Annotated in this window: 13 protein-coding genes; 10 read left to right on the forward strand and 3 right to left on the reverse strand. The window is 39.4% G+C overall.

The genetic code is table 11. The features are described 5' to 3' along the window. Positions 1-163: 163 nt before the first annotated feature. Positions 164-3772 (reverse strand): hypothetical protein, encoded by a 3609-nt coding sequence (locus tag HWV03_RS15180; RefSeq protein WP_211676668.1) that lies wholly within the window; start codon positions 3770-3772, stop codon positions 164-166. 268 nt (positions 3773-4040) lie between these two features. Here HWV03_RS15180 and HWV03_RS15185 point away from each other — a divergent pair, with 268 nt between their 5' ends. The 4 genes from HWV03_RS15185 (at position 4041) to HWV03_RS15200 (ending at position 7049) form a co-directional block, all read left to right on the forward strand. Beyond that, positions 4041-4892, forward strand: a complete 852-nt coding sequence (locus tag HWV03_RS15185; RefSeq protein WP_211676669.1) for an AraC family transcriptional regulator — start codon at positions 4041-4043, stop codon at positions 4890-4892. Positions 4893-4938: 46 nt separating this feature from the next. Next, positions 4939-5544 carry a LysE family translocator gene (locus tag HWV03_RS15190; protein WP_211676670.1) on the forward strand — a complete coding sequence of 202 codons (606 nt, stop codon included), beginning with the start codon at positions 4939-4941 and terminating at the stop codon, positions 5542-5544. A gap of 218 nt (positions 5545-5762) precedes the next feature. Then, the gene (locus HWV03_RS15195; protein WP_067044657.1) at positions 5763-6299 is read left to right on the forward strand and encodes a hypothetical protein; all 537 of its coding nucleotides are present in this window, start codon (positions 5763-5765) and stop codon (positions 6297-6299) included. A gap of 177 nt (positions 6300-6476) precedes the next feature. Further along, entirely contained in the window at positions 6477-7049 is a 573-nt protein-coding gene (locus HWV03_RS15200) for a hypothetical protein (RefSeq protein WP_211676671.1), read from the forward strand. Positions 7050-7181: 132 nt separating this feature from the next. Here the strand turns inward: HWV03_RS15200 and HWV03_RS15205 are convergent, their stop codons facing one another. Further along, a complete protein-coding gene (locus tag HWV03_RS15205; RefSeq protein ID WP_211676672.1) occupies positions 7182-7520 on the reverse strand; it encodes a DOPA 4,5-dioxygenase family protein in 339 nt (112 codons plus the stop codon). 274 nt (positions 7521-7794) lie between these two features. On the opposite strand from HWV03_RS15205, the gene HWV03_RS15210 reads away from it, so the two are divergent. The 6 genes from HWV03_RS15210 to HWV03_RS15235 all read left to right on the forward strand — a co-directional run bounded on the left by HWV03_RS15210 (position 7795) and on the right by HWV03_RS15235 (position 13605). After that, entirely contained in the window at positions 7795-8700 is a 906-nt protein-coding gene (locus tag HWV03_RS15210) for a siderophore ABC transporter substrate-binding protein (RefSeq protein ID WP_211676673.1), read from the forward strand. Between the two features lie 12 nt (positions 8701-8712). Beyond that, complete coding sequence (gene vctD, locus HWV03_RS15215) at positions 8713-9648, forward strand: ABC transporter permease (protein WP_211676674.1); 936 nt, start codon at positions 8713-8715, stop codon at positions 9646-9648. Continuing rightward, positions 9641-10594: an iron chelate uptake ABC transporter family permease subunit gene (locus tag HWV03_RS15220; RefSeq protein ID WP_211676675.1), complete on the forward strand. Its 954-nt coding sequence runs from the start codon at positions 9641-9643 to the stop codon at positions 10592-10594. The genes vctD and HWV03_RS15220 overlap by 8 nt, the downstream gene beginning before the upstream one ends. A gap of 24 nt (positions 10595-10618) precedes the next feature. Beyond that, positions 10619-11380, forward strand: coding sequence for an iron ABC transporter ATP-binding protein (locus HWV03_RS15225; RefSeq protein WP_211676676.1), 762 nt, complete (start codon positions 10619-10621; stop codon positions 11378-11380). Between the two features lie 22 nt (positions 11381-11402). After that, positions 11403-12257 (forward strand): siderophore-interacting protein, encoded by an 855-nt coding sequence (locus tag HWV03_RS15230; protein WP_211676677.1) that lies wholly within the window; start codon positions 11403-11405, stop codon positions 12255-12257. Positions 12258-12366: 109 nt separating this feature from the next. Continuing rightward, positions 12367-13605: a leucine-rich repeat-containing protein kinase family protein gene (locus HWV03_RS15235; protein WP_211676678.1), complete on the forward strand. Its 1239-nt coding sequence runs from the start codon at positions 12367-12369 to the stop codon at positions 13603-13605. A 78-nt stretch (positions 13606-13683) separates the two neighbouring features. On the opposite strand, the gene HWV03_RS15240 is transcribed toward HWV03_RS15235, so the two are convergent. Further along, complete coding sequence (locus tag HWV03_RS15240; RefSeq protein WP_211676679.1) at positions 13684-14124, reverse strand: YccF domain-containing protein; 441 nt, start codon at positions 14122-14124, stop codon at positions 13684-13686. Positions 14125-14294: the final 170 nt, after the last annotated feature.

Consider the following 14294-nt stretch of genomic DNA (forward strand, 5'->3'; position numbering starts at 1 on the left):
GGAGCTTAACGGTATCAGCTTGCTAATTTTGAAGTCGTTATAACGCATACCTTTCATTACCGAATCAGAAGGCATTGCTTACTTTCGCCCTCCTTCATATCTCCCACCAAACCAAAGTGTTTATACTTGCTGGTATGGTGGGATAATTACGTAACAATATTAATTAATCTCCAACAATAGACGCGGGTAAAGCGTATGCCCCTTTAGAGACCACTTCCTTCGCATAATCAAACCCAATACGGAATCTAAATACACCAACCCCAGCGATTGTACCCCGAGATAGTTTAGATAACGCATTACCAGTTTTTTCTTTTAAACTCGTTATTTTATTACTTTCAACAATGCTTGTACCCGATATTCCCTCATCAGGAATATGTGGATTAGTTGTTGTATCAGCGTGGACCTGTCCTCTTCCTGTATTAGCATATTTGTATTCCAATGATATTGGTAAGGTAATATTACCATCAGCCTCCACAATCATTGTAGGCTTATGGTCTAAAGCCTGAAAAGCAGTTTCCACACCTTCAAGCACATCAGACGCAGCATGGCACATAACCACGGGATCGCTATCTGATATAACCCCAGCAATGAATCCCCCAGCACAGCCAATGACAGAGGATGCAATATCTGCAGATAGCCACCCCGCAAAGTCTTTTTTATCTTTAGTTGCAATTTCAACAAGATAACTACCAGAAAGCGGGGTTGATTTTAATGACAGTTCAGGCTTATGAATCCTACTTGGTGTTCCTTTAGTAATTTCCGTCCCCATCTTAAAAAAATCAAGTTTAACTTCAGCGGCGACAGTGAATTTTTTTGCATAAATATTATAATCGTTCATATACTTCCAATCCGTCCCCTTCACTGAAGTTAACTGAAAAGGAAGTTTACCACTATGCTTACGCACCATGCGTGGCGAAAGGTCCGCCCCCGCTTTTGCTAACTTGGTATTTTTAACTTTCGGTAATTTAGCAATAGAGTATTTAATCGCATCGCGAAATGCCACCGAAACCCACATTGTTGGCATATTACAATCGGTCTCTGCATCCGTTTTACAATAGCCATTCGCTGATTTTTTCCATGGGTCACCTTTCATTGCCCCTTTCGGAGCTGAGATGACAACCTCAATATCAAATTCATCACTGACCCCCGGTAAGTCTTCGCTAGCAACGTCAAGCCCTAATCGCATCAGCCAAGAAAATTTACCGAAACCTGCGATATGATCATTAATAGTATAATAACTTGGCCACCCTTCCAGCGTCGCGACACTACCATCTGAAAAGTGTAATGTTTCCATATCAACGTCTGTATGTTTAGGTAATTCATTTAACAAATTAGCGAAAGGAACAGTATGAAGTGACTCGTCCAATAAGACAGCATCTCTAAAGCGAGCCCCCACATCACCTGTCGATTGACATTTGTTTACTGCAATATCAAATATTTTACAACGCCAATAGTTGCCCATATGACCAAGTTCTTCAAAATAAAACTTATAGAAATCAGCACTCCCCCTTGTAACAAAATCACTATTAAGTACGATAAATGCATGCTCATTATTATAAATGGTACCTGCTGGACGTTGACCCATTGTGCGAGAATCTCCCCAATAAGGTGTTCTTTGTTCAATATAAGCGGGGTCCGAGAAAAACTTATACAACTCATTATTAATCTTTGCTGACGTCCAGTCTGCATACTTGGCGTTTAATTTAATAACATCGGTATAGTTTTTACCAAAAGAGTGCGCGAACAAAGATGACAGTCGATTTTCAAATTTACTGCCACCACTCGCATATTCAATGTCAATAAGAGAGCTCGGATTATAACTAAGCGGATCTGAGATATATTGTTTAAAGTTAGCATTTTCAGGCGTTAGATTATTCTGCACATTAATTTCTTCAACACTTGATCCTTCCCAGAAATCATAATGAATTGGATCAAGCTGTGAACGTAAATCGATAATGTTTTCATAGTCCACTTTAATAAAATTTTCTTGCCCTGGATTATCTCGCCACATTCCAGCCTGACGAATGGCTTCAATCGCGTCAGAACCAAAATCATTAATCACATCAGAAACGATATCTTGCAAAGCTTCACCAATACTATGATCGTCATTTAAATCGGACAATACATCAGTTAAAAACGTCATCACACTAGGGTTTAGTTCAGTGTCTCCCGTCTCTATCTCGACAACACCTTCAACAGCCTCACCAACTGGTCCAGCCAAACCTAATAGCATACGCCTTAAATTAGTACCTGATGGATTATCTGCATAATCAACAATATGCTGTACTTCTCGGCCAACTAAAGGCATGTCTTCCAGTGAATTCAGAAGAATATTTCCAGGCTTAGTATCAGCCATATATTTATCAACAGCATCCAAGTATGCCTTATGTGCATCCTCTGCTTTCTGATGGTATGCCTCTTTAAGCAACTTTAGATCGGCTAATGCACTACTTTCTTCCTTTAATAAAGCTGAAAAATGGGTTGCATCTGCAGTCGCCCAATCCGTATGTAATTTGTGATAATCCATAGCACGGCCTATGTCAACTTGTACGCTCACTTCATTAAGCTTAGCGTCTCGCTCATTCTTAAGGTTTTCCCATACATTATATGCATCATTATATTGCCCAGTAAGTACCCCACACGCTATTAAAGCTGGAATATTCCACCATCCAGTAGCACATACCAAATCCCGTGTTTTTTTTAATTCATTCTTTTTATTCTCTAGCGCTAATATGCGGTTAGGGTAATCATTATCTATATCTACCTTTAACAGGTCATGGTCCAACATCTGACTGAATAAGCGATCCATATGTGTTTCTTTGGTATCAATCATGGACTGTAATGTTCGCTTTGTTTCTGCATGTTCTGTATTGAGTAATTCTTTACACCAATTACCTTCAGTGCCATCATTAAAATTAATCTGATCTTGACTCGTGCAAATTAATGGCTTTGCTATTTGTATAATTTCGGGGTAATCATTAATGTTAGTTCCTTCTTCAAGCCAAGTTTGACCTAGGTATACCCAACTTCGTATCTCATTAGACCTTATTGTTTTCATCTGGCTGTTGGGGATATGTACATTAACTGAATATGTCGATGTAACATCAATGACGATACTTTTCCCTTGGGAACTCTTAGGCAAAGAGATATTTCCCGTCCATGCTCCATCCCTCATATGTAATGTAACTTCATCAACATCTTCAAAATAGGTAGCCAATTTAGCTGCATTATTTTCCAAACTACGTAGCGTTACATTATCATCAATCTTTTTGTACTTTGAGTAATCAGGTAAGCTGACACACTGTTTACCGTCAATCGAATAACATTGTAAATCCCCCTTAATATTTTTTGAGTACCATAATGATTGACCTAAACTGGTTGCATCTATCCATTTAGTTTCCTTATTGATAGCAATTTTACAAGGAGAGTCGAGAACATCATAACCTGTCACACCAAAGGTATTTTCATAGTTAACAACCCGCTCTCTAGGGGTGAAACTGTTACTTGAACCGCATTCAAGGATAGTGAGTTCTTGGTAATCAATATCTTTTACCGATACATCTATCGTCAAAAGGTCATCATAGGTAAGTAATCCGATCTCCCCAGTCTCCTCCATGACGCTATAAAGAAAGCTTTTACCTGTTACATACGAGGTTGCTTTTTTTATATCTAGATATTCAAAATTTGTTTCTGGTGTAGAAAAAGATGACGATGTGGCAGGATACGAACAAAAAAGAACAGCAGGTAATACTAATAAATGTTTTAAATTCATCATAACTCCATGTAAAGTTAAATCATAAGCTTCCGTATTGAACACGGTACAAACCTACAACCTAAATGTTACACGGGTGCTACACAAAAACACCTTTACACAACCTTTTCATTACTTTACCGTACTGTTTTTATTGATTCTCGTAATATGTTAGCCACATAACCCTTCAATAAATAACTTATTAAAAACGCACAAATATTCTAGATTAAAGTCTCATATTATATTTAACTAAGTAAAGTGTGTATTTGTGTTTACAAGGAAGTATTAAATGGCTGAGCTAGCATCTAAGGATTGGCTTGAATTGAGTAAAGATGATGAGACTGGGATTGAAACAATCAGAGCGCATTTTAACGGTCATGCATATGATCCGCATTGGCATGACAGTTATTTAGTCGGTATCACTGAACAGGGAGTTCAACAGTTTAACTGCAGACGTAATACCCACACATCTTTATCTGGTGGTAGCTTTCTGCTTGAACCAGGGGAAATACACGATGGCAAAGCACCTGAGTATGGTGGCTTTACTTATCGAATGCTCTACATCCCACAAGATTGGATAAAGGACAAGTTTTTGACCCTGTTTGATAATATACCAAGTAGTTTTGAGCTTAACTTTGATACCACGCTATCGAATAACAAAGCACTGTCAGCCAGTATTTCATCTGCATTTTTATCGTTACACCATCAAGACCCGAAGATAGTGAAAGATGCGTGCTTAGACCAGATGTTAGAAAAGCTAACCATCAATTTAGACTGGAGAAAAAAACAGTCTAAATCTGTTGAAGTTGATGTTATTGCGCTTAAAACACAAGATTTCTTACATGCCAATATTTATACCGATATAGGCTTAGATGCCTTGTCTCGTGCGGTTGATGCAGATCGGTTTAGAATAAACCGAGCATTTAAAGCTGCCTTTGGCCTTTCCCCTCATGCTTATTTGATTCAGCTTCGTTTGGTAAAAGCGCGCCAATTACTCTCTCAGGGCTATCAGCCTATCGATGTTGCTAGCGAGCTATGCTTTGCCGATCAAAGCCATCTAGGTCGTTGGTTTCGCCGAGTCTATAAATTAACACCTGCAAATTATCAGCAGCTCTGCACAAATCATCCAGACTATCGCTGACAATACCGAGATACTCATTACATCGTCAATTTAATGGTATCTTGTTATGACTACTTTATATTTAAACTTTTTGTTATTTGCTGTTGTTATCTCTATCACTCCAGGTCCAACAAACCTTATCGCGTTAACCCTTGGCCATCGATACGGCATTAATTCTGCTTTCGCTTTTATCATTAGTGCTGCAAGTGCTGCGTCGTTAATTCTCTTATTTACTGCGCAAGGTATCGCCAACATACTTATTACCTACCCCCTACTACAACAAATAATGGCATGGATAGGCTGTATATGGTTAATCTGGTTATCTTGGAAACTGTATTGGACACCCGCTATAGCAACAGCAGATGAACGCGATGCCTTTACGAGGCCGAGTTGGATTCAAGGTGCAGGCTTGCAATTCATTAACCCTAAAACATGGTTTATGGCCATGACCGTCAGCAGCTTATTCAATAGTACTGACTCTCACAGCTTCAACCACAATCTAACCTTAGCAATAATATTCTTCTTCGTTGCTTGCAATACGCTTGTTTGCTGGACATTACTCGGACAATTAACAAGAAAAATATTAAGCAGCACAAAGCAAAACGATATCATCAACAAAATACTTGCGGTCTTACTTTTACTATCAGTGCTGTCGGCTATGTTTACACTGTGATAAATAACCTATGCGCTTAAGCTTGAAAGCGTCGAGTAAACTGGAGCGCGATTCAAAATGGCTTAAAGATACACTTTCCAGAGCAGGACTAACCCACTGTTACGACCATGTATTTAGTACTTTTATAGTACGTAACACCGTTGCGTTGTTGTTATAATTGGAGACTGTAAGACACTTACAAGCTGTATATCTTCAAACGACAAAAAGGACATTTAGAAATGGAACATACTGTACTTCCTTACAACCTGCCGAAGTCCCCAAAAGAGCAACTTAGGTATTTAGCTAAAATAATTAATATCCCTTACTCATTTGTGGCCAGTGGTGGACAGCAAGAAGTTGAAGCTATGACTGCAACTATTATGTACCGACATTTAAACCGAATTCAGCAAATGGAAGCGTGGAAATTAATACGAGGCCTTGATAGTCGCCCGCTAACTGGAAAGCTTGTTGATAAGGTTTTAGATACAAAAACCAACCCTCAATGGGGGATGTGGTCAATGACGAATGAAGAATTATTAGCTGATAAAAAAATTCACGAAATAATTAATACATATGCAAGTGGGTTAGGTGTAACAGCATCAGCAGCAGGTACTAAAAGTGTACTACAAGAAGTTTGGAAAAATAAAAAATTATCCAAGGGAGGTTGGGTTACTCTAATCATTTGGGGAGCAGTGATATTTAATAGCTCTGAACTTAGTAAGGTCAATACTGAGTTAACAAACCGAACAACATTGAACACCTCTTCTTTATATTAATCATGAATAGACTCTTTGCAATCGTAATTTACCTAATAAATGTAATTGGTGGGATATGGCTATTTAATTCTGCTACTCCAGAACACAAAATATATCTTTTCTATGCTGTGTTTATATTTGCTAACGTTCAAGCTTTTTATTTAAATTTTAAAATAATCAAACTTCAGGATAAATTGGATGGAAAATCTTAAATATATTGCACTGATCTTATTAATCTTTTGTGAAAGCGCACTCGCGAATAGTAAATTAGAGTGTAAAGTAGATCAATTCCACGTACCGAACGTAGAAATTACGGTGGCTAATGCTCCGGATATCAAGAAAACAAGCGCATCATTTATGGATGATGATAATAATTATTGGCATTTGGCTGCGTATGAATTACACAAAAAAGAAAATTTGTATCTCCTAAAGGGGATGAATAATTTAACTGACTCTAAAGCCATTATAACAATAGCACTCCGTAATTATATAAATCGGCTTGAAGATAAAATGTTTTACACTACGCATCTTAGAGAGTCTTTTCCAGTATCTATTTCAACACTTTCTGGTAGTGGGTATATAATAGATGCCACTTTTGATGATTCGACTGTGAATGAAACATTTGCTTTTTGGATGATCGTAAAAGACGACAAAATATTTTTTGGTGACCTTCATATTACTACCGATATGGTGGAACCTTCTATACAGGTAGCTCAAGAAAGATTAACTGATTTCATTAAAACCTGTGAGATTGTAGCGGATTATACGTGATATCAATTATGCACGTATATTTCAGTTTTTTACGATAGTGATATTTATCCGAAAGGTTAGACTAAATATGAACCTAACGCAGTCATCTCCATTAATGCGTTAGGTAAGTAACCCTCACACCTTAAATAATTTTTAAAAACGAGATAAATCGAGTGTAATAGGATCGCCTAACCATTGCACATATTCGGTGTGGTCGAGCAAGTCATCGCCTGTTACTGCATGTAACAATACTGATACCCCTTGCCTATGTTCAATACACCAAGGTACAAATACATCAAAATCGTCTGCAGTGAAAGAGGCTTGAAAACTCCACTGTGGATGCGGTCCTACTGGTTTGGTATTGAAATTACCGACATATAAACCCAATTCTTCATTGATGCTTGTTCGTAATGCTTGTGCGTGTACTCGTGATGATTCATCAAAATAAAAATGTGCATGATAATTGTCATGACCATTAACGGGCATATCCATAAACACCTCATAAAATAGAGCTATAACATTGGCTTATAAAAAAAGATTCAACATAACACAATTACTGTATTGCAGAATACGACCTTTACTTTCTTCACATTCGACATAAATAACGCAACAAACACAGCACATCAACTCACCAAATAACGTTTATTTACAGTACCTTACACTCTATCACTGCTTTACATTATTTACCTTTAATTTACTGGTCATCGATGTTTATCTTAGTATAAGATGGCGAATACGAACAATTATCATTTGGATCTCCGTTAATATGAAACGAACTGTTGTAGCTACTTTATTTGGTTTATTATTCTCTGCTAATGCTTTATCTGAAACGATCACAGTCTCTCATCAACTCGGTAAAACAACATTAGACACTAAACCTGAACGTGTTGTCGTGATAGGCACGGGTACACTAGACGCCCTAGACTATTTTGGTATTAAGCCGGTTGCATTGAGTAAAGCGACAACGATGCCAGATTATTTATTGAAATATAAAGCGAAAGAGTTCGCGTCGTCAGGTAGCTTAAACGAACCTGATTTTGAAACTATCTACATGCAAAAACCAGACGTAATTATTATTGGTTCTCGCGCTGCCGAATCTTACAAAGAACTATCCAAAATTGCCCCTACAGTGATGTTTGCACCTGAATCAAACGGCTATTGGCAAAGCACCCAGAAACAATGGCGTATGCTCGCAGACATCTTTGAAATCCAACCTAAAGTAGAAGCAAAGATCGCCAGTGTTGACTCTCAGATCTCCGAAATTGCCAACTACAACAAAGCCAACCACGTTAAAGCATTAACGGTAATGAGTGCAGGCGGTAATATCACTACGTTTGGTGCACAGTCTCGTTTCTCTGCTATTTACCGTGATTTTGGTTTCCAAGAAGCCGTGCCGAACATTAAAGAGTCTCGTCATGGCGATTTGATCTCGTATGAGTTCATCAGCAACGTCAATCCAGCTAACCTGTTCATTATCGACAAAGACAAACTGATTAATAAAGACAAAAGCCGTACCCGTGAAGAATTTGCTAATCCCTTAGTTAAATCAACCACGGCTTATAAAAATAACAACCTAAATTACCTTGATATTAACGCCTGGTACATAGCCCTTTCAGGTGTCACTGCAACCGATAAAATGATCCAAGATATGCAGAAATCACGCGCACTGTAATTGAGGTTTACCTTGAAAAAGTTACTCTTTGTGCTGGTATTACTCAGCATTGCATCGGTATTTATTGGCGTGGCAGACTTATCGTTAGCGGCCATTTTAGCAGGCGATACTGATGCCATTGAATTATTGTTAATCAGTCGCCTCCCCCGCTTACTCGCTATCTTACTCTCGGGGGCAGGGCTGAGTATTGCCGGGCTTATCATGCAGCAAATCAGTCAGAACCGATTTGCGTCACCATCGACATCTGGCACCATTGAATGTGCCATGCTCGGCTATGTATTAAGTTTAGTCTTTCTCGGCCATGGTGACAGCTTACTGCTTATTTTTGGCATGGCGATCGCCGGTACATTGCTGTTTATTCAGTTTATCCATCGCATTCAATTTAAGAATGCCATCTATGTGCCATTAATCGGTATCATATTTGGTAATGTGGTGTCTTCTGCTGCTACCTTTATCGCCTATAAATATGATGCAGTGCAAAATCTGTCAGCCTGGACGGTGGCTAACTTTGCCAGCATCCTGCAGGGTAATTATGAACTGCTTTATATCGCCCTACCTATCTCCATTATTAGCTATTGGTATGCAACCCGTTTATCTGCGGTTGGCATGGGTAAAGACTTCGCCACCAATATTGGTTTGAATTACAAACACGTACTCTTCATCGGTATTCTACTTGTGTCTGTGATGTCAGCCTCGGTGGTCATGATTGTCGGTCAACTGCCTTTCTTAGGTCTGATCGTCCCGAATTTAGTGGCGCAATTCTACGGTGATAATTTACGTAAAAATATTCCACTGACGGCTATTATCGGCGCGATTTTAATTTTACTTTGTGATGTGATAGGTCGCGTGATCATCTTCCCTTACGAGATCCCAATTTCGATGATCATCAGCATGCTTGGTGGCGTAGTATTTATCTTCTTTATTGTAAAGGGGAAGCAAAATGTCTGATTCAATGAAGCTAGCCGGACTGGCTGTTATCACCCTTGTCTTTACCTTTTTATTCATCGGTGTTGGTTTAGATGCCTCGAATTATGAATACTTTTTATCACGACGCGTGCCGAAAGTATTCGCCATGATCATCGCCAGTATTGCCATCGCTCAGTCATCACTGGTGTTTCAAACCATTACCCATAATCGTATTTTGACCCCAAGTATTATGGGTTTTGATGCCTTATATTTACTCACCCAAGTTCTGGTTGTGGTTATCTTTGGTGGTTTTAGTGTATTGCTATTAAACCCCTTTGTTAACTTTGCCTTATCAGTCGCAATCATGGTGGGGTTTTCGTTATTACTGTTTGGCTTTTATTTTCGCAACAATAATGGCGAGGGCAACGTCATCACGTTATTGCTGCTCGGGGTTATCTTCGGCCAGCTGTTTAGCAATGTTTCATCATTTTTCATGATGTTGGTTGATCCCAATGACTTCTTAACGATTCAATCAAGCATGTTTGCAAGTTTTAACAATGTGAACCAAGAACTGGTTTATTTATGTGTTGTGCCATTGTTTGCGGTCAGTGCTTTGCTATTCAAATTAGCCCCTGTGTTAGATGTATTTTGGCTAGACAATGACAATGCAATTAGCTTAGGCGTTGATACTCGTCGAGTCACCAAGCAAGTGTTAATACTGGTGGCAATCATGATCTCGTTATCCACCGCCTTAGTCGGTCCCGTGATGTTCTTTGGCTTGCTCGTGGCAAATTTAACTAAAGAATTCTTCCATACCTACCGCCATCATACGCTGCTTATTGCCAGCAGTTTAATGGCGATGTCGATATTGTTATCGGGACAATGGATTGTCGAAAACGTCTTTAGCTTTTCAACCACGCTCAGTGTGGTGATCAATTTCGTTGGTGGTGTGTACTTTTTATCATTGCTTATTCGACAAAAAATTTAATAAAGTAAGTAGGACACATAAAACGTGATTTCATTAACTCATTTATCTAAAGCCTTTGGCCAACACAAAGTTGTCGATCAAGCTTCCGCCTCTTTCATTAAAGGTGAAGTCACGGCAATCATTGGCCCGAACGGCGCGGGGAAAAGTACCGTATTGTCGATGGCAAGTCGCTTATTAAATAAAGACAGTGGTAGTGTCATTATCGACAATCAAGACATATTAGATTGGGATACTAAAGCACTGGCGAAAAAGCTCGCAGTATTACGCCAGTCTAACAATCTCAATATGCGCTTTACAGTCCGAGAACTAGTGGCTTTTGGGCGCTACCCTTATAGTCAGGGCAAGCTAACAAGTAACGACAATGACGTGATTGATAAAGCGATTGGCTATTTAGATTTAACACTAATCGAAAACAAGTACCTTGATCAGCTCAGTGGTGGTCAACGTCAACTCGCCTTTATCGCGATGGTCGTGGCTCAAGATACCGATTATGTATTTTTGGATGAACCATTGAACAATCTCGACATCAAACATTCATTACAGATCATGAAAAACATCAAAACCTTGGCTCATAAATTAGGTAAAGCAGTTGTTATTGTGATCCATGATATCAACTTCGCATCTTGTTATTCAGACAATATCGTGGCACTTAAGCAAGGCAAAGTTGTCGCGAACGGGTCAGTCGCAGAGATCATTAACCAAAAAACATTGTCAGCGATTTACGACACTGATTTTGATATTCACGAAATCAACGGTAAGCGTATTTGTATGTACTACGGGCAATAACCGAATTATTAAGGATATAAAAATGAGTAAAAAACCAAGCACCAGAGTATTAACCGTAATAGACAGCCAGCAATTAACATCTAACATGCAGCGCATTAGCTTTCAGGCTGACGACCTGTCTGACTTCCCCTCTGATGCAGCAGGTGGCTACATTAAGCTACTTTTTACCGAGCAAGGTAACACTGACATTTCACAACTAGCGACAGATGAACGTCCAAAAATGCGCACTTATACCATCCGTCATTTACGTCAAGCCCTCAATCAATTAGATGTTGATTTTGTGCATCATGAACACTTAAACATGAGTGATAATAACAGTGCCAATAATAACAAGGATTGTAACAGCAGCATTGGTGGCTTTGCCGCAGCGTGGTCACAGTCTGTGAATATCGGTGATATGATCTCAATAGCTGGACCAGGGATGATTAAACCAGTCAATGTTGATACAGATTGGTACTTCTTAGTCGCAGACATGACAGGTCTCCCAGCCTTGTCTGCACAACTCACTAAGCTACCAACAACAGCCAGTGGTTATGCGGTTATCGAAATTAACCATCAAGATGACAAGCAAACCTTAGTCAAACCCGAGGGTATCAACGTTATTTGGGTTGTCGCCAATAAAGCTAAGACAAACTTACTGGCTCAAGTGAAAGCGTTAACGTGGCAGCAAGGTGAGGTGTCGGTTTGGTGCGCTTGTGAGTTTTCAGATATGCGTGCGCTACGTGTGTACTTTAGAAATGACAAATCCGTCGATAAAGATAATATTTATATCAGTAGTTATTGGAAAACAGGTTGCACTGAAGATGGCCATAAAATTGCCAAACGTGATGACAACGAGGCTGAAGACTCTTTAGCTAAAGAACGTGTACAGTCATAGTCCGGTTTCCCCATACTATCTTTGCCTAAATATCGCTGAGAATTCCCCTTTCAGTTATTTTCGAGTAAACTAGCCCGGTTTGTATATTTCTAACACGGGCTAAATTATTTTGCATACTCTATCTCAGCTAAAATCTGGTGAATTAACAGGTATTAAGCGTTTATCATTATCAGAAAACCTGACTGTTTTCCCACTTGAGATCTTGTCATTGGCTGACAGCTTAGAGATTCTCGATTTATCAAATAACCAGCTAACGAGCTTACCAGCAGAGATTATCCAATTAACCAAGTTGAAGATCTTGTTTGCATCAAACAATCAATTTGTAACGCTACCTGAAGTACTTGGCCAATGCCCGAACTTAGAAATGGTCGGCTTTAAATCAAACCAAATTAACCAAGTACCAGAAGCCTCTCTACCAACAAAATTACGTTGGTTGATCTTAACGGATAACCGAATTGAAGTATTACCAGATTCATTAGGCGAACGTCCACGCTTACAAAAGTTAGCGCTTGCTGGTAACTGCTTGACAGAATTACCTCAGACTATGTCTCAGTGTCATAACCTTGAACTGGTACGTATTTCAGCGAACCGCCTAACAGCATGTCCCGAACAGTTGTTTGGCCTGCCGAAGCTAGCTTGGTTTGCGTTCTCGGGCAACCCGTTTAGCCAGTCTGATGTATCGATTGATAACGTGCCGCAATTAGCATCATCAAGCTACACATTACAAAACGTACTGGGACAAGGCGCATCTGGCGTGATCTCAAAAGCCATTTGGAATGAACAACAAACGCAATTCCCTGATGAAATTGCAGTTAAAGTGTTCAAAGGTGAAGTCACCAGTGACGGTTACCCTGAAGATGAGTTACAAGCTTGTTTGAAAGTAGGTAACCATCCTAGCCTAGTGCAATCGCTTGCACAGGTAAAAGAAGACGGTTACTTAGCCCTGATCATGAACTTGATTCCTGCGCACTATGCAAACTTAGGTCTACCACCATGCTTTAACAGCTGTACACGTGATACCTTCCCAACAGACTTTAGCTTGTCTATTGTGCAAATTAGCAAGATAGTCGCACAGATGGAAGACGTGTTTACCCATTTACACGACAACCAAGTTTGTCACGGCGATCTGTACGCCCACAATACACTGTTTGATGTGGATGCTAATATCATCTTTGGTGATTTTGGTGCCGCGACTATGTATCACATGCTAACAGACACACAACAAGCGCAAGTGAAACAAATTGAACACCGTGCACTACTGCATTTTGTTGATGATTTATTAAGTGTTTGTATTCAAGAAGACCAAGAAAGTGACGAGTTTAAACGCCTTAAGCAGCGCACTAATTAAAGATTATTATGCCCGTTTCCAGTATCAAGATAACAAATTGGCTGATGTTAAACGGGCTATCATGATAATAACGATTATTTATAGCTTAAACTTAGCGTTCTTATAACGCGCCATTGCCGCCACGTCTTTATCTACAATTGTTTGCCCTATTGGTGCAAGTGAGATAACCGCTAATTTCAAATGCTGTAGGGCAAATGGAATACCAATAATAGTAACGAAGCATGCGGCCGCAGACATTACATGGCCGATTGCCAGCCAAACACCCGCAAAGATGAACCACAACGCATTACCGATAAAACCAAATCTACCGGTACCGATATCTTCAGCGCGCGTTAATTCATCGCGGAATATGGCTTCTTTACCAAATGGAAAAAATGAGAAACCCGCGATAACAAAGCAAGAGCGCCCCCAAGGGATGCCAACAATACTGATAAACGCTAATAGACCAAATAAAACCCATGCAAGTCCCATGACAGCGCCACCAAACAGAAACCAGATTATGTTACCAATTGTTCTCATGTTATCGCCCTACATCCGCTTAATCTAAATTAATCACAGTACATCAAGCATTGGACTACAAAAAAACATTTAAATTCAAGATTTATGACCTAACCTAGATAATTTCAGCTTTCATTATATAATTAAGGCCTGAAATACCACCAAGGTATAAGGCTCCAGTAACTTATAAA

It is taken from the genome of Moritella sp. 36 (assembly GCF_018219415.1).
Lineage (GTDB): Bacteria > Pseudomonadota > Gammaproteobacteria > Enterobacterales > Moritellaceae > Moritella.